Origin of the sequence: Clostridium cylindrosporum DSM 605 (genome assembly GCF_001047375.1) — a bacterium.
GTDB classification, from domain to species: Bacteria; Bacillota; Clostridia; order Clostridiales; family Caloramatoraceae; genus Clostridium_AB; species Clostridium_AB cylindrosporum.
The window spans coordinates 165,358-183,278 of record NZ_LFVU01000027.1 but is presented as its reverse complement, the minus strand read 5'-3'; the positions used below and the strand labels follow the sequence as shown (position 1 = coordinate 183,278).

The window sequence follows — 17,921 nt, the reverse complement described above, 5'->3', positions numbered from 1 at the left end:
ACCTATGTTAATTTCTGATTAAATAAAGGTAAAGTTATAGTAAAAGTTGTTCCACTATTAATTTCACTTTCAACTTTAACTTCTCCTTTTAAAAGTATAACAATATGTTTAACAATTGCAAGACCAAGTCCTGTTCCTCCTGAATCCCTTGATCGTCCTTTGTCAACCCTATAAAATCTTTCGAATAATCTCGGAATATGCTCACTTGGTATTCCTATACCAGTATCCTTAACCTTTATAATTAGATTATTTCCTTCTCTAGATAAGGATATATATATATATCCTCCTTCATTTGTATATTTTATAGCATTGTCTACCACATTAATTAGCATTTGTTTAAATTTATCTCTATCTCCTACTACAATGTATTCTTCTAAGTTCTCTTTATAAACTATATTGATATCTTTACTATCTGCAATAGGTTTTGTAATATGATAAACTTCATTTATCGAATCATTAACTTTAATCTTCTCAAACCCTTCTAGCATATCTCTGTTCTCAAGTTCAGAAAGAGTCAAAATATCACTTATAAGTCTTGATAGTCTTTCAGCTTCAATGTTTATTATATCAAGAAACTTATCTCTCGTTTCCTTATCTTCAACATATTTTAAAGTTTCTGCAAAACCCTTTATTGATGTTAATGGTGTTTTAAGTTCATGTGATACATTTGCTACAAAATCACTTCTCATCTGCTCTAACAATTTAACCTTTGTAATATCCTGAACTATAATTAAAACACCTAATACTTCTTCACCATTCTCATAATTAATTGCACTTGTAGCTCTTATTTTAAGATGTTTAACAGATGGATAGCTAATGGTAATTTCAACCTCTTCCTCTGGAACATCTTTTATAATATTTTCCAAGTCATAATTTCTAATAACCTCAATAAAATACTTTCCAATTATATTTTCATCAAGATTAAACATCATTTGTGCTGCTGGATTAAGTAGTAGTATTCTTTTATTATTGTCTAGTACAATTACTCCATCTTCACTATTTGATAGTATAGACATTAGCTTATTTTGCTTGTCCCCAAGGTTTGCAATAGTATCTTGGAGCCTTTGGGCCATAAGGTTAAAAGCAGTGCTTAGCTGCCCTATCTCATCCTTTGATGAAACTTTAATTCTTTTATCGTAATTCCCAAGGGATATTGTAGTTGCAAGTTTTGTAAGTTTTATTATAGGCTTTGTAATCATACTTATATATTTATACATAAAAATTGAAGAAATCATTATTCCGCCTATTATGGTGAACAATATTATCTTAAAGTAGTTATACTGAATTTCCCTTATTGAATCGAATTTAATAGCAAGCCTTACTACATAATCTTTTCCGTCTATGCTCATTTTACGTGCATAATAGTACATAGGAATTTTCTCAGTATCACTAAATCTTATAGAATCTCCCTCTCCACTTTTAAGAGCTTCAACTACTTCTTTCCTATTCTTATGATTATCAAGCCTTTTAGCATCAGCGTCGGAATCTCCAACTACAACTCCATTACTATCCACAATAGTAACTCTTCTTTTTATTTTTTCCTTAATTATTTTTGTTATATCGTTAAAGCTACTTCTTTCATGCTCTTTGATATATTCTTGAGTTATTAATGCTTCAGCTTGAAGAGATTCCTTGTTAGTTTGTAATATAAGATTCTTTGTAAACCTATAGGAAACAATACCTGTTACCCCAACGGTTAAAATTATTATTATCATAAAAAATCCAAAAAGTTTTTTCCTCATAATAAATCTCCTAATCTGTAAACTTGTAACCTATTCCTCTTACTGTTTCTATAAACTTAGGATTCTTATCATCATCTTCAACTTTTTGTCTTAAGTGTCTTATATGGACATCCACAGTTCTAGTTTCACCATAATATTCATATCCCCAAACCTTATCAAGTAAAAAATCCCTTGTTAGAACTTTTCCTCTATTAACAATTAAAAGCTTTAATAATTCAAATTCCTTGAGAGTAAGGTCTATCTTGCTTCCATTTTTAGTAACTTCATGTTTATCCATATTAACAATTAAGTCACCTAAACTTAAAATCTGAGAAGTATTTTCTTCTTTAAAATTTCTTCTTAAAACAGCCTTTATCCTTGCAATTAGTTCTCTAACAGAAAAAGGCTTTGTAATATAATCATCTGCACCAAGCTCAAGTCCTAGTATTTTGTCTAGTTCCTCGCCCTTTGCTGTTAGCATAATTATCGGTATTCCTTCCGTTTCCTTGGACTTATTTATATTTTTACAAACATCAAAGCCATCCATTTCAGGAAGCATAACATCTAAAAGTATAAGGTCTGGTCTTTTTTCAGTAGCTAACTTAATTGCTTCCTTTCCAGTTTGAGCAAATATAACTTTATAACCATTTGATTCAAGATTATATTTTAAAAGTTCTATTATATGAAGCTCATCATCGACTATTAAAATTTTTTCATTTGCCATGATAAATTCCCCCTAAATAATCTCTATAAATGAACCTATTCTACCTGTTTTACCCTTTTCTCTTCTATATGAATGAAAAAGACTATCACTGCATACCGTACATTTTCCTAAAACATCTATATTTTCTTCTAAAATATTTAAATCTTTTGCTTCACTATAAACTTCCTTTAATAGGTCTACATATATAGAGTCATCTACTGTAAATACAAAGGTAAACTTATCTGCTACATCACGTGATACCTCAAAACAGCATGGACCAATTGCCGGTCCTATTGCACAAACTACATCCTCTACACAAGATTGAAATTTAAATTTCATAACATTTAGAGTCTCAGTAAGTATTCTTCCTTCTACCCCTCTCCATCCTGCATGAATAGCTGCAGCTACCTTTTGTTTCTTATCATATAAAAGAATAGGTACACAATCCGCTGTAAAAACCCCAATAGGAATATTTTTTTGTGAAGTAATTATAGCATCTCCCTTTTTTCCTACTATATCATCATAGTTATCCTTATCTACAACATAAACCTTTGTACCATGTTCTTGATTAAGGTACGCTATGCTTTTATTCATATTAAGTGATGAACAAATAATATTAAAATTTTCCTCTATGTTTTCCTTGTAATCATTAGTATATACACCAAGGTTTAAGCTTTCAAACTCACCTTTACTAACACCACCATTTTTTGTGCTAAAAAAGTGCTTAACCTCTCCAGTTTGCATAAGCATATTGCTTTGAAAGTATTCTAATCTCCCATCTTTTTTCAAGGTGAATGTACTCAATATAAGCCCTCCTTTTATAAGTCTAATGTTATAACTTTATCATCTAAAAGACTTTTTTTAACATCTATTGCTCTTTGATTTTCTGATCCTCTAAATGCCATTTTAAAAGTCTTTTTATTTTCAATAAATGGGCCATCTATTAAAATGTCCACATTCTCTAAAAGTTCTTTCATTTTATAATTATCTAATATATTTTCATATTTAAACCCAGTATAAGAAATTATATGTATATTTTCTTCACGTAGCCTCTTGGCAATATATCCAAATTCCTCAGGCTGATAAAAAGGATCTCCACCACTAAATGTAACACCATCAATATGCTTTCTATTTAAAATATCCTGCAAAATCTCTTCAACGTCAAATTCCTTCCCTTTGTCAAAGCTATGGGTGCTAGGGTTATGACACCCCTTACAGTTATGATTACATCCTTGCGAAAAAATCACATATCTTATTCCAGGTCCATCAACTAAACTTTCCTTTGTTATTCCTGCTAATTTTACCTTCATTACTTTATCACCCTTTTTAATTATATCATAATTATTGAATATGATAGTTAACAATTGATTGAACAATTAACCTTAATTTAACATTTCTATTATAAAAAAGGCCTATATAGAGTTTCCATATAGGCCTTTATGTTAATTTATTTGTCGTGCTTAACTCTCATATCAAGTTCAGACTTCTTTGCATCATTAAATCTATCTACAGTTGAAAGATAGCCTGTAATTCTTCTAATTCTTCTTATATCTATACTACCACATTCTGGACAAAGATCTTCTTCTATTATTCCACTATGTCCACATGTTCTACACTCATCAATTGGGAAATTTATACCAGCATAACCTATATCACACTTATTCATCCATCTTAATATCTTTTCAAATGCATCAAGATTTTGATTTATGCTTGAATCAAGCTCTACATACGATATATGTCCTCCATTACATAGACTATGGAATCTACCTTCGATTTCCATCTTATCAAATAAGCTAATTTCTTTTTGTACTGGAACATGATATGAGTTAGTATAATACTCCTTATCTGTAACTCCCTTAACTATTCCAAATTTTTCTCTATCCCTTGGAGTAAATCTACCTGCGGTACCCTCCGCTGGTGTTGCATAGCAAGCAAAGTTTAATCCGTCCTCTTCACCTACTTTATCACAGAATTCTCTTATATGAGAAATTATTTCATATCCAAGATCCTTTGCTTCCTTAGTTTCTCCATGATGTGATCCTATAAGTGCAGTAAGAGTTTCTGCAAGACCTATAAATCCTATACCTAGCGTTCCATTTTTTATAGCTTCCTTTATTGAATCATCTAATTCAAGACTATCTGATCCTAAATAAAGTTTTTGTCCCATTAAAAATGGTAAGTCCTTAACCTTCAGCTCACATACAACTGAAAATCTGTGTATAAGCTGTCTGTGACAAAGGTCTAGTGTATTATCTAACTCATCAAAGAATCCTTTTATGTTATTTTTTCCCGCTTTTAAAGCAAGTCTTGGAAGATTAATAGTTATAGGAGCCACATTTCCCCTACCTGCTGAAACTTCTTCCCCATTTCTATTTGCGATAGTTCTAGTTCTACATCCCATGTATGAAACTTCATCTCCAAACTTTTTGTTAAAGCTTGTATCCATGAAACTAAAGGTTGGATTCATTCTATGTGCTGCTACCTTTATAGCTAACTTAAATAAGTCATAGTTAGGGTCTCCTTCATTAAAGTTAACCCCTGCTTTAACCCTAAATACAAGGTTTGGGAAAATAGGACTTTCTCCTTTTCCAAGGCCCTTATCAAAAGCTTCAAGCATAGCCTTTATAACCATTCTTCCCTCTTCAGTTGTATCTGTACCAAGATTTATACTACTAAAAGGAACTTGTGCTCCCGCTCTTGAATGCATACTGTTTAGATTATAAACAAGTGCTTCCATAGCTTGAAATACTTCATTGTATTCAGGCTTTACATCTAATTTTCTTATTACATCTGCCATTGATTTATCAAAATGAGGAAAACTTTGCCCGCCGAACATATCATTTTGGTTACTTTGAAGAATAATAGCAGATTGAGCAGTTGCTGAGGCTATTCTCTTAGGTGGTCTTATATAGCCATATCCTGTATTAAAACCTGTTTCTAATAGTTTACCAAGGTCTATTTGAAGACAGTTAATAGTTTTACCATAAAAATCAAGGTCATGTATATGAACATCACAACTAGTGTGAGCCTTTGCCATATCCTCTGGAATAATGTTATTCAAATAATATTGTTTACTTGCAGCCGATGCAATTTGAAGCATTTTTGCTGATGGTGAGTTACCAATATTCGCATTTTCTCTGCTAGTCTCAACAAGAATTTCTCTAACTACATCCATAAGTTCCGACTTTGCTTCTCTATACCTTGTCCTCTTATTTCTGTGTAAAATATATGCTTTTGCTGTTTTTGCATGTCCCTCTTCTATTAAAACCTTCTCAACTGCATCTTGTACATCCTCAACCCCTGGAACATCTCCATATGTTAGAGATCCTAAAAGATATGATATAACTTTTTCTGCTAAAAATTCAGCTGTCTTAAAATCTGATCCACCTACACCTTGGGCAGCTAAAAATATTGCTCTAGCTATTTTCTCCTTACTAAAATTAACTAATCTTCCATCTCTTTTTCTAATTTGTGTAACCATTTAATGCACTCCTTTATTTTTCCTCTAGTATCTTATGCAGCTCATTTAAAAATGTATTTATATCCTTAAACTGTTTATATACGGAAGCAAATCTTACATAAGCTACATCATCTAACTTTTTAATTTTTTCCATAACTATTTCCCCTATATAGTTACTACTAATTTCTCTATTCATTGTATTTTGTACATGTCTTTCAATTTCATCTACTAGACTTTCAATATCTGAAATTGATACAGGTCTTTTTTCGCATGACCTTAAAACACCATTTAGTATTTTTCTTTTACTAAATGGCTCTCGAGTTCCGTCTTTTTTAATTACGTATACTGGTATATCTTCAATTTTCTCATATGTAGTAAATCTTTTTAAGCAATTTAAACATTCTCTTCTTCTTCTAATAGAAGCACTATCCTCTGTTGGTCTAGAGTCTAATACCTTAGTTTCTACATTCCCACAAAATGGACACCTCAATATAAATCATCTCCAAACACTATATATAGTATCTACAATCAGTAGATTTACCTCAATATTTAGTAACATTGATAATTATAACAACTATATATAGTGTAGTCTAACTTTAAATTTCTATATTATTAATATTAAATCGGGGATTAATAAGTATATCATTGTTTTCCTTTCATATTCTCCATATATGTATCTTAATCAACATTTGCATTTTCATTTAATAAATCTACAAGCATTATGTCAACACCAATAACTTTGATTTGCTCCCATTTTATCTCTAACTCTTCTCTTTTTTTAAATACAGAAAAAATTCCGCTTTGATATGGTATCACAAATGATTTTATATATGTAAGGTCTTCATCGAATATTATATCTCCAATAAACCCAAGTCTTTTCCCCTCTGATATATCTATAACTTCCATACTTTTAAGTTCTGATAGTAAAAGTTTATTTTTCTCTTCTCTTAAATCCATGCCCAGCACCTCCTATAAAATTATATGCTAAGAATATGTAAAGTATTATTTAAAAATAAAATAGTATATGTAAAATAATTTAAAACTTCGACATAAAAAATAAGCTAGAAAATTCTAGCTTATTAAATTCTATATTAAGTTATAGGTATTTTCTCATATGAGATAATGCAGTTTTTTCCAGTCTTGATACCTGAGCTTGAGATATTCCTATCTCCTGTGCAACTTCCATTTGGGTTTTTCCTTCAAAAAATCTTAGATTAAGTATATGCTTTTCTCTATTATTTAATCGTTGTATTGCTTGCTTAATGGAAATATTCTCAATCCAGCTCTCATCATGATTTTTACTATCGCTTATTTGATCCATTACAAATATGGCATCTCCTCCATCATGATAAATAGGTTCAAATAATGATACAGGGTCTTGTATAGCATCTAGTGCAAAGTATACCTCTTCTCTTGGGAGATCTAGTTCCTTAGCTATTTGTGATATGTTAGGTTCCTTATTATTTTTGCTAATTAACCTTTCTCTTACTTGAAGGGCCTTATATGCTATGTCCCTTAAAGATCTACTAACTCTAATAGAGTTGTTATCTCTAAGATATCTTCTTATCTCACCAATTACCATAGGAACAGCATATGTAGAGAATCTTACATTTTGACTTAAGTCAAAATTATCTATTGCCTTAATAAGCCCTATACAGCCTACTTGAAATAGATCATCTAAGTTCTCTCCTCTATTGTTGAATCTTTGTATGACACTTAAAACAAGTCTCAGATTACCCTGTATAAATTCCTCTCTTGCAGCTTCATCGCCTTGTCTAATCTTTAACATAAGCTCTTTCATTTTATCTGCCTTTAAAACAGGTAACTTTGATGTGTTAACTCCACAGATTTCAACTTTATTAATCATCATAGGTCATCTCATCCCCTTCAGTAATAGTTGTATTAAAATTATTTCCTTTTAGGGATTTTTTTATACCGGAGATGCTCTACCAAATTTTCCTATATCATTTTATTAATCTCTTTTTTAAGCCTTTTGATAATTCTCTTCTCTAGTCTTGATATGTAGGATTGTGATATACCAAGAATATCAGCAACCTCTTTTTGTGTTTTTTCACCTCCACCTTGAAGACCAAACCTTAACTCCATTATTTGTTTTTCACGACTATTTAATCTTCCCATAGCATTTTGAAGTAGTTCCTTTTCAACCTCTGATTCAATTTCATGATATATCAGGTCATTCTCTGTTCCTAGTATATCTGATAACAATAGCTCATTTCCGTCCCAATCAACGTTTAAAGGCTCATCAAATGATATTTCTGCCCTTATCTTACTATTTCTTCTTAGATACATTAATATTTCATTTTCTATACATCTTGAAGCATATGTAGCAAGTTTTATATTCTTTTGTGGATCAAATGTATTTACTGCCTTTATAAGTCCTATTGTTCCTATAGATATTAAATCCTCAACACTTATACCTGTATTTTCAAATTTTCTGGCTATGTAAACAACAAGTCTTAGGTTCCTCTCAATTAAAACGCTTCTGATTTCTTCATCCCCAAGTCTTAGTTTTTCAACTAAGTCTTTTTCCTCTTCACTTGTCAGTGGTGGAGGAAGAGCTTCATTTCCTCCAATGTAATAAACCTCATCTTTAGAGAATAACTTAAAATATAGTAAATTAAAATATGACCTTATATTTATTATTTTCTCCTTTAGAAACTTAAAAAAATTCAACCTTTTCCCCTCCTAACTTAATATCTCAGGATACGCAATTGCATCATATGCCCCATCACCTAAAAATGACTTATTATGCAGTGCAACTGTTACCCCCTTATTAACCTTTACTTTATTTTTGCTTTTTGCAATTACCATGTCTGTTTTTATTCCTGTTAATATTCCATTGTCTACCCCTATAGCCTTATATGGGATAATTCTAAGCCTTGATGCTGCTATACAATCCCTGAATTCTTTATTTATTTCAAAGTTAGAAATATCTATTTTTTCAATTGGAATTATATCCTTTAATGCATATAAACAGCTTACAACTACTTTCGAGCCATTTAAAGGATCCTTTAAGTAATTACCAGTATCTATAAACCCCTTTAATATGCAGCTTTTACCATCAATATATACCTCAAGTTCAACCTTACTTTCTTCTTCTCTACTATAGGATTCAAAAACATCAAAACCTATCTTAACAAATATAGTTGTAATAATACTTCCAACAATAATAAATCCCGGTGAAATTTTACTTAACAAAAATGCACTATCTAAAGTATTTATGTCACCATATATTAAATAAAATAAACCTATAATTCCTCCCCCTAAAAGAAATGCTTCTGTATAAAACACAAGGGTTAATCTTATAAATTTTTTAAAACCTTTAGGAGTAAAAGCTACTAGTATCATAATAAAAGAAACAATTATCTTAAATATAAGAGAGTAGAATATGTGAAGACGGGGTACGAATAATACAAAAACGTATAATGATCCAATTAACGCTGCTAAAATAATTTTCCACCATTTAGAACTAATATTAGTCAATCTACTTAGTAGATATAAAAGAAAAAAATTCATTGCGATATTTTGAAACATCAAAACATCTATATATACACTTTCCCCCACTAACTTACCTCCAAATAAAAAGTAAACCACTAATCCAATTATAGGCTTAACTACCTGTAAAATTTGTCACTATATCCAATCATATGTGTTAAAACTTTCCTCAAAGTATTACAGTTTTGGACATAAAAAAACAGGGCCAATAATGGCCCTATAGGGGGGGATTGGGATAAGTTCTTTAAAGTTATTTACATGTAGGAAAGGTATCCCTTACATGAATATACCTAGATTGTTTCCATATTTAATAAACTCTATACATATCAACAGAATAAATTATTCAAAAATTATGTCTTATTATAAAATTTTATTATGTTAAATTTTACTTCTTATATTCATCTAAAAGATACTTAAACATCTCAAGAGTATCATCTAAAGGTTTAGTGGTAGTAAAGTCAACTCCTGCCTTTTTCAAAAGCTCTATTGAATAGTCGCTTCCACCTGACTTTAAAAATTCAATATATTTGTTAAGGTTTTCTTCATTTTCTAAAATTGATTTTGCCATACTTATTCCTGCTGAAAGACCAGTTGCATACTTATAAACATAAAAGGAATCAAAGAAGTGAGGTATTCTTGCCCACTCTGATGAAATATCCTTGTCAATAACACATACATTACCATAATATTTCTTATAAAGATCAATCCAGATTTTTGATAATTCTTCCCCATTTAAAGCTTCATCTTTGTCAGCTTCTCCATGTGATAGCATTTCGAATTCTGCAAACATCCCTTGTCTAAAGAAAGTAGTTCTTATACTTTCTAAAAATTCATCTATAACATATCTTCTTTCTTCACCTTTTAATGTTTCCATAAGATAAAGATACATTAGGCATTCATTTGTAATAGATGCTACCTCTGCACAAAATATAGTATATGATGAATATACATATGGCTGTGTCTTTCTTGAGTAATAAGAATGTATAGAATGACCAAGTTCATGTGCTAGAGTCAAAACATCATCTAATTTTTCTTTATAGTTTAAAAGTATATAGGGTTTTGTATCATATGAACCCCATGAATATGCCCCTGTATACTTTCCTTTATTATAATAAACATCAATCCATTTATTATTAAAAGCTTCATCTAAAATTGATTTATAATCATTACCTAAAATATTAAGTGATGTTTTAATCATTTCCTTAGCTTTTTCGAAGTCTACCTTAGTATTTGAACTTTTAACTGTTGGTGCATATAAATCATATAAATGCATCTCAGAAAGACCAAGCTCTTTTTTCTTAATACCTATATACTCATCAAGTAAAGGAATACCCTTAGACACAGTACTTATAACATTTTTATATACATCTACTGGAATATTGTCTTCAAATAATGAAGCTTCAAGGGAAGATTTAAATCCTCTAGTTTTGCTATAAAAAACATCTTTTTTTATTGAACTTGATAATATAGCTCCATATGTGCTTTTAAATCCTTCATATGTACCAAGCATTCCCTTAAAAGCATTTTCTCTAAGTACCCTGTCATCACTTCTTATAAAGGTAGAATAATTAGAATCGTTAAGTTCAAATTCATCACCTTTAGAATCCTTTATTTTAGGGTATTTTAAGTCCACATAGCTTAGCATCTTATATATATTCTCAAAGGAAAGAGAAACTTCCTGTGATGCAGATAGTATTTTCTCTTCACTTTCAGATAAAACTATTTTCTTTTTTCTAATAAGCTCATCTAAAAGTCTTTTATATAAACTGAGTTTTTCGTAAGCTCCTATAAGGTTATATATTTTCTCATCTCCCTGAGATAAAATTTCTGGCACAATAAATGATAACTTTGAATCAACATCTACATTTATCTTTTCTCCAAGGCTAGCAAGATTTTGGTTATCCGAATTAGAATTATCCTCATCTCTTTTCATAAATGTAAAGCTAAGTATCTTTCCTGTTATTCTCTCTGCCTCATCTGAAAGCCATAAAACCTTATAAAGATTTTCTCCACTATCTAAAATTTTTCCCTTTAAAGAGATAATTTCATTAACTAAAAGATCTATTTTTTCTTTATCTCTTAGTATGTCTTCCTTACTGCTATAAATAGTATCAATATCCCATTTATATTTGTCCTCTATAGCACTTCTTTCTTTTACTTCTAACATATAAATCACCTCATTTATAGTTATACCAAAATTACTAAGATTTTAGTATTAAATTTCAATAAAAATAAGCAAAATAAAAAGCAGTCAAGATTGACTGCTTAAATTTACTTATCTTCTTCTTTGATTTCTAAAGAATGGAGGTATATCTAAGTCATCTGATGATACTGGCATCTCTATAGTTCTAGGTTGAGCCTTAGGTTCCTGAATTTCAGTTGTAGCAACTTCTTCCTTAACAGGTTCCTTAATCACTTCACCTTGTCCTTCAAATCCAGTTGCTATAACAGTTATTCTAACATCTTCACCAAGTGACTCATCAATTACAGCACCAAATATAATATTAGCATCTGGGTCCGCTGCTTCCTTAACTTGGTCCGCTGCTTCTGTTACTTCAAATAATGTAAGATCAGATCCACCTGTTATGTTTAGAAGAACCCCTGTTGCACCTTGGATAGTAGTTTCAAGTAACGGACTTGATATCGCTTGCTTTGCAGCTTCAACAGCTCTATTCTCTCCTGAACCTCTACCTATACCCATATGTGCAAGTCCTCTATTAACCATTATAGTTGTAACGTCTGCAAAGTCTAGGTTAATAAGACCTGGTACTGTTATAAGGTCAGATATACCTTGAACACCTTGTTTTAAAACGTCGTCAGCTACTCTAAAAGCTTCTGTAATAGGTGTCTTTTTATCAACTACTTGAAGAAGTCTATCATTTGGTATAGTAACAAGAGTATCTACTCTTTCCTTTAACCTTTGAAGTCCCTTCTCTGCATGAATCATTCTCTTTCTTCCTTCAAATAGGAAAGGCTTAGTCACAACTCCAACAGTTAATATTCCAAGTTCCTTAGCTATCTCTGCAACTACTGGTGCTGCACCTGTACCAGTTCCACCACCCATACCTGCAGTAATAAATACAAGATCTGCTCCCTTAAGAGCTTGTACAATCTCTTCTCTACTTTCTTCAGCTGCTTTTTCTCCAATTTCAGGGTTAGCACCTGCTCCAAGTCCACGAGTAAGTTTATCTCCAATTTGTATTTTTTGTCCTGCCTTTGATAGGAATAAAGCCTGCTTATCAGTATTAATTGAGATAAACTCTATTCCCTTAAGCTCAGCTTCTATCATTCTATTAACTGCGTTGTTTCCTCCACCACCGCAGCCAACAACCTTTATTTGAGCATTGCTGTCTATATCAAATTCAAAATCTAGCACATTATTTACCCCCTTTTATGTTTTAGAAAAAGTCTGTAAAGAATTCCTTAACTCTATTAAAGATTCCTGACTTTTCCTCCTGTTCGTCTAAATCATAATCTCCATCTACTGCAACTTCATCTGCTGCGTCATTTCTAAATTCGTTTGCTAATGTTTCACTTGTTTTTTTATTTTTTAGAGCATAAACTGCTATTCCGGTTGAAGCAGAATACATTGGACTTGCAACACCAATAAAGTTTGGATAACCAAATCTAACTGGAACATTAAAGTGAGCCTGAGCTACTTCTTGTATTCCTTTTATATTAAATAATCCTCCCCCTGTAATTACAATTCCCGCAGACAAACTCTCACCTAAATCTTCTTTTTCCAAGGTATCTCTAATTAAGTATAATATCTCTGATATTCTAGCCTCCATAACTTGAGATACTTCATAAAGACTTACGTTTTTTTCTCCCTTACCACCTAAAGCGCTTATTTTCACTGTATCCTCTGGCTTTACAAGTGTGCTTGTAGAAACCCCATACTGCTTCTTTAGATTTTCAGAGTCTGAGTGAGAAATCTTACATACCATAGATATGTCACTTGTAATGTGTCCTCCTCCAACAGGAATCATTTTGGTAAATACTAAAGATCCTTTATTAAAAACAGATATATCCGTAGTCTCAGAACCTATATCAACTAGTGCAACCCCAAGCTCTTTTTCATCATCACTTAATGTTACCATTGATGTTCCAAGTGGTTCAAGAACTATGCCATCTATTTTAAGACCAGATTTTTCTACACTTCTTATTATATTTTGAACCGTCGTGCATGATGCTACAACAAGACTAACATCGACTTCAAGTCTGACCCCTCGCATACCTATAGGGTCTTTTATATCTCCGTATCCATCTACAACAAACTGTTCCTTTATTATATCTATTATTTCCCTGTCGGAAGTAACAGAAAAAACCCTAGCAGCTTGAAGTACTCTTTTCACATCCTCGGAGATTATTTCCTTGTTATCACCTGAAACTGCAATAACCCCTTTGTTTTTATAAAGTGATGCATATCCTCCAGGTATATTTACAAATGTAGATTTTATTTCCCTATTTGACATTTGCTCTGCCTGAGAAACCGCATCTTGAATAGCTTCAACAGTAGAATCAATATCTACAATTATACCTTTTTTTACACCTTTACATTCGGAGGTTCCAACACCTAATATATTAAATTGCTTTTTATTTATTTCAGCAAGTACAACACATACTTTTGATGATCCAATATCAAGCGATACTACTGTATTACTCATTTAGTAAATAACCTCCTTATTCTGTTTCGAGTACTATTAAAATTTCTTTATCAATATTTTATTATTCAACATAAATTTGAATAATCCTCTAAATAATTTAAAATTTTTTAAAATATTTAGAGCTACTTGCTACTTCCTTCTTTAACCTCTTTCATATAATTAATGCCATCTTTCCCCTGAAATCTTGGAAGAGTTTTATCTTTAAAGTTTTCTACCTTTACTAAAAGTCCTCTTCTAGAAACGTCACCAAATTTATTCTCCTGTGATGAAATAGTGTATTCAAGCGCGTTAACATCCCCTATTACATCAATTTCAAAGGGTGGAACGATATTATTTCCATCAATCATTATAGTAGGCCCTTCACAGGTTATAGTAGACTCAGCAACAATTCTATAACCATTAATTGCTATTGCTTCAGCTCCTGAATTTCTAAGTTCATTAACAATTTCAAACAAATCAACGTTGTGTACAACACTATTTTGCACTGCAATATTTGTTAATTCCCGTGAATCGCTATAAGCTATTTTTCTATTATCATCTAAGGTTATAGTAGCTCCTGGCCCTTCAACTTCAGTTATTCCATAGAAAAGCTTTATATATTTAAGTTCTTCTTTAATAGCTTTATTAACCTTATCGTCGGTTTCTTCCCCAGAATGTTGATATTCATTGAGTTTTTTTTGTAAATCAAATAGTTTATTATATAAACCTCTATTTTCTGCCTTTAAACTATTTGATTTAATCTTCATATCCTTATACTGGTTGTAGGTTAGAATTTTTGTAGCCTCAGATGAATTATTAACAATAAAGATTACAAGTAGTATCCCTGAAAGTATACCTATTAGAAGTAAAAGAAGTTTACCTTCATTAATCTTCATATTTCTCATCCTCTTTAGATTCACCATGTTCAACTACTAAATCTTTTTTTCTTCCAAAAATAATTCTTCTTATATAGGCAAAGTTATTAAATATCCTTCCACCAAATACAAAAACTGCAGCAAGATACATTGGTACATTTAGCTTATCACCAAGATATGTAAGTACTGCGGCTATTATAATATTTCCAAAGAACCCTGAAACAAAAATATCAGAATTAAACTTCTTTTCAAGAGCAGCCCTAACTCCACCAAATATAGAGTCTAATGCAGCTAAAATGGCAACAGGCATATATGACATAAACGCGGTAGGTATATCAATATTTAGGAACGAACCTATAAGTATACCAACTATCAATCCTATTAATGGTATCATTCAAATCACCTTCCTACTTTAATATACTTGTACTCAACATTTTTGCTATATTTTAGTATTTTCACTTTATCCTGTTTCTCAATTTTAAAATCACAGGCACTTTGCTGTATGATTTTATCTGCTACACTAGAAGTTATCTTAAATGCTCCCTCTAGTATTTTAGGGTTCCCAATAGCTTTAATGACAAAAGGTTCTGCTGAATCAAATTTTGTACTATTTACTTTTATCATTTTCCCTGCTTCTCTTATAGGTGTATTACTAACATAACGCTCATCATTTATAGATATAGCTTCTGCACCTGCAGCTAAAAGTTCATTTACAGTACTTAATACATCATTATCAAGTACTGTTGAGGAAACCTTTGTAGTAACATCTACAATCGGTGAAATAGTTATTACAACACCTTTACCTTCAACATCTGTAAGACCTGCGAGTACTCTTAAGCTATCTAAATCCTCTTTCATTTTTCCAGCTGTTTCATTAACGCTTGCAGCTGATTTTTCATATTCATCTACCTTTTTCTGGTACTCCTCAACTTTATTACCTAACTCCTGCTTTTGCTTCGTTAATTCATCTATTTCCTTAGCAATGCTATCTTGAGTACGTCCAGGAGTTACTGCATTTTTCTCAACATTTGTAATTCTAAATTGAAAAGATAGCATAAGTCCTAGCACAAGACATACAAGGCCAAGTAACAACTTGGATTTTAAGCTTTTCATTTTTTCCTCTCCTTTAGTCCTTTTTAAAAGCGGCAGTTCCATTTCCTAAAATTTTTATATAGCCTTTTTGGTTCTTAACTTCATCTTTATTTAATATAGATATAGCAAGACCTATTTTATAGTCTATATTACTTTCTGTGCCTATATTAATTCTAGTCCCATTTGAGGTAGTAAAAGTAATATTAAAGGGATCTGAAACATCTAAAGCAGTAAATACTGAATTTATTTCTCTATTGTCTAGAACTTGTATGCATGTCTTAAGTGCCCTTCTCTGTTCTTCCTTATCAAAGACAAATCCATTTGGTACATATTTAGTAACAGGTATTTTTTCTAAAATAGGTATCTTACCCTGTGGAAATTTAGATACAACCTGAACCATTTTCCCATTTTCATCAACATTAACATATCCTTCTTTAAGATTTATAACTGCACCTATTTTCTTTTCTGTAACATCAACGGTTACACTTGAAGGAAAATTTCTTGTAATTTTTACACTTTCAACATATGGATGAGATTCAATCTCACTTATCGCAGCTTTTTTATCTAGTAAGAATATATTTCTGCCATTTAGCTTTGCTAAAATTTCTATTTCTTCCTTACTTATAACCCTATTGTTATTAACTTTTATATCATTAATAAGAAAATAGCTGGACTTTAAACCTACTCCAGCTACAATTCCTAATATTATTAAAAGTAACGATAAGTTTATAAGTACTTTTCTTTTTTTGGCCCTTTTTTTGCTTTTGCCACTTGCCATAACTTAAACCTCTATGCTTTAATATTACTTTTTTGATATAAGATTACATACTATATCATAAATCTTATCTGATGCATCTATGATCCCCATGCTTTTTGATGCTTTTTTCATCCCACTTAAACTTTCCTTGTTACCTACAAGTGAAAATAACTTTTTACCTAGTACTCCATTAGGCAAATCTACTTCCCTAAGCTTTATAGCTGCCCCTTTATTTTCAAGTGCATTAGCATTAAGTTCTTGATGATTATTAGCTACATATGGAGATGGTATTAAAATAGCTGGTATAGAAAGTGCTGTTACTTCTGATAAAATGGTAGCTCCTGCTCTACTAATTATTATATCACATGCTGCAAGAGCATTTTCCATTTTATAGATATATGGAAGAATTTTCACATCTTCTCCTAAACTATACCCTCTCTTTGTTGCTTCCTTTAAAATATCATCATATTGGGCTTCTCCAGTTATAAAAAGCAATTGTAGTGCATGTTTTTTTATTTCTGGAATTATGTCAAGTACTGCGTTATTAAGGTTTTTGGCTCCTCTACTTCCTCCAACGGCTAATACAAGAGATTTATCCTTTGAAAACCCAAGTTTATCCCTTGAAATGTTTTTATCTGCCTTTAGAATCTGACTTCTTATAGGGTTTCCTGTGTAAATAACTTTCTTAACTGGGAAAAATTTAGCTGATTCTTTAAATGTTATCGCAATCTTTTTTACAAATTTTGAAAGTATTTTATTTGTCATTCCTGGAATAGCGTTTTGTTCATGTATTATTGTAGGAATACCCTTTAATGCAGCAGAAAGTACAACTGGTCCACATACATATCCTCCAGTACCTATAACAATATCAGGGTTAAAATCTTTTATAATTTTACTAGCCCCAGAATATCCCTTAAAAACTTTTTTTATAGATGAAAAAGTTTTTAAGGATACCTTTTTATTAAGACCCTCAACTTCAATGAATTTTATATTAAAACCTTCCTTAGGTACTAAATCACCTTCAAGTCCGTTTTTACTTCCTATAAATAAAATTTCTACATCTTTATTCTTATCTTTAATCTTTTTTGCAATTGCCACACCTGGATATATATGTCCACCTGTGCCGCCTCCTGAAACTATAACTCTCATAT

Annotated in this window: 18 protein-coding genes; all 18 read right to left on the bottom strand. The window is 31.2% G+C overall.

Annotated elements, in window-relative coordinates; genetic code table 11:
* Positions 1 to 2: 2 nt before the first annotated feature.
* The gene (gene pnpS, locus CLCY_RS09335) at positions 3 to 1,742 is read right to left on the bottom strand and encodes a two-component system histidine kinase PnpS (RefSeq protein WP_048570862.1); all 1,740 of its coding nucleotides are present in this window, start codon (positions 1,740 to 1,742) and stop codon (positions 3 to 5) included.
* Between the two features lie 10 nt (positions 1,743 to 1,752).
* Positions 1,753 to 2,445, bottom strand: a complete 693-nt coding sequence (locus tag CLCY_RS09330) for a response regulator transcription factor (protein WP_048570861.1) — start codon at positions 2,443 to 2,445, stop codon at positions 1,753 to 1,755.
* A gap of 12 nt (positions 2,446 to 2,457) precedes the next feature.
* Positions 2,458 to 3,228, bottom strand: a complete 771-nt coding sequence (gene pgeF / locus CLCY_RS09325; RefSeq protein WP_048570860.1) for a peptidoglycan editing factor PgeF — start codon at positions 3,226 to 3,228, stop codon at positions 2,458 to 2,460.
* 14 nt (positions 3,229 to 3,242) lie between these two features.
* Positions 3,243 to 3,734, bottom strand: a complete 492-nt coding sequence (gene nrdG, locus CLCY_RS09320; RefSeq protein WP_048570859.1) for an anaerobic ribonucleoside-triphosphate reductase activating protein — start codon at positions 3,732 to 3,734, stop codon at positions 3,243 to 3,245.
* Positions 3,735 to 3,871: 137 nt separating this feature from the next.
* On the bottom strand, positions 3,872 to 5,905 hold the full coding sequence (gene nrdD / locus CLCY_RS09315) for an anaerobic ribonucleoside-triphosphate reductase (protein ID WP_048570858.1): 2,034 nt from the start codon (positions 5,903 to 5,905) through the stop codon (positions 3,872 to 3,874).
* Positions 5,906 to 5,918: 13 nt separating this feature from the next.
* Positions 5,919 to 6,374 (bottom strand): transcriptional regulator NrdR, encoded by a 456-nt coding sequence (nrdR, locus tag CLCY_RS09310; RefSeq protein WP_048570857.1) that lies wholly within the window; start codon positions 6,372 to 6,374, stop codon positions 5,919 to 5,921.
* A 188-nt stretch (positions 6,375 to 6,562) separates the two neighbouring features.
* Complete coding sequence (locus CLCY_RS09305) at positions 6,563 to 6,841, bottom strand: YlmC/YmxH family sporulation protein (RefSeq protein WP_048570856.1); 279 nt, start codon at positions 6,839 to 6,841, stop codon at positions 6,563 to 6,565.
* A 139-nt stretch (positions 6,842 to 6,980) separates the two neighbouring features.
* Positions 6,981 to 7,754 carry an RNA polymerase sporulation sigma factor SigG gene (sigG, locus tag CLCY_RS09300; protein WP_048570855.1) on the bottom strand — a complete coding sequence of 258 codons (774 nt, stop codon included), beginning with the start codon at positions 7,752 to 7,754 and terminating at the stop codon, positions 6,981 to 6,983.
* An 89-nt stretch (positions 7,755 to 7,843) separates the two neighbouring features.
* Positions 7,844 to 8,548, bottom strand: coding sequence for an RNA polymerase sporulation sigma factor SigE (gene sigE / locus CLCY_RS09295; RefSeq protein ID WP_048571159.1), 705 nt, complete (start codon positions 8,546 to 8,548; stop codon positions 7,844 to 7,846).
* A 42-nt stretch (positions 8,549 to 8,590) separates the two neighbouring features.
* On the bottom strand, positions 8,591 to 9,469 hold the full coding sequence (gene spoIIGA / locus CLCY_RS09290) for a sigma-E processing peptidase SpoIIGA (RefSeq protein ID WP_048570854.1): 879 nt from the start codon (positions 9,467 to 9,469) through the stop codon (positions 8,591 to 8,593).
* A gap of 316 nt (positions 9,470 to 9,785) precedes the next feature.
* On the bottom strand, positions 9,786 to 11,567 hold the full coding sequence (gene pepF, locus CLCY_RS09285; RefSeq protein WP_048570853.1) for an oligoendopeptidase F: 1,782 nt from the start codon (positions 11,565 to 11,567) through the stop codon (positions 9,786 to 9,788).
* Positions 11,568 to 11,675: 108 nt separating this feature from the next.
* A complete protein-coding gene (ftsZ, locus tag CLCY_RS09280; protein WP_048570852.1) occupies positions 11,676 to 12,776 on the bottom strand; it encodes a cell division protein FtsZ in 1,101 nt (366 codons plus the stop codon).
* A gap of 22 nt (positions 12,777 to 12,798) precedes the next feature.
* Entirely contained in the window at positions 12,799 to 14,067 is a 1,269-nt protein-coding gene (gene ftsA, locus CLCY_RS09275; protein ID WP_048570851.1) for a cell division protein FtsA, read from the bottom strand.
* A 122-nt stretch (positions 14,068 to 14,189) separates the two neighbouring features.
* Positions 14,190 to 14,942, bottom strand: a complete 753-nt coding sequence (locus CLCY_RS09270; RefSeq protein WP_048570850.1) for a DUF881 domain-containing protein — start codon at positions 14,940 to 14,942, stop codon at positions 14,190 to 14,192.
* A complete protein-coding gene (locus CLCY_RS09265) occupies positions 14,932 to 15,315 on the bottom strand; it encodes a small basic family protein (protein ID WP_048570849.1) in 384 nt (127 codons plus the stop codon). Before CLCY_RS09265 ends, CLCY_RS09270 begins: the two co-directional genes overlap by 11 nt.
* Before the next feature lie 5 nt (positions 15,316 to 15,320).
* A complete protein-coding gene (locus CLCY_RS09260) occupies positions 15,321 to 16,034 on the bottom strand; it encodes a DUF881 domain-containing protein (RefSeq protein WP_048570848.1) in 714 nt (237 codons plus the stop codon).
* A 13-nt stretch (positions 16,035 to 16,047) separates the two neighbouring features.
* The gene (locus tag CLCY_RS09255; protein ID WP_048570847.1) at positions 16,048 to 16,791 is read right to left on the bottom strand and encodes a cell division protein FtsQ/DivIB; all 744 of its coding nucleotides are present in this window, start codon (positions 16,789 to 16,791) and stop codon (positions 16,048 to 16,050) included.
* Between the two features lie 24 nt (positions 16,792 to 16,815).
* Positions 16,816 to 17,919, bottom strand: coding sequence for an undecaprenyldiphospho-muramoylpentapeptide beta-N-acetylglucosaminyltransferase (gene murG, locus CLCY_RS09250; RefSeq protein WP_048570846.1), 1,104 nt, complete (start codon positions 17,917 to 17,919; stop codon positions 16,816 to 16,818).
* Positions 17,920 to 17,921: the final 2 nt, after the last annotated feature.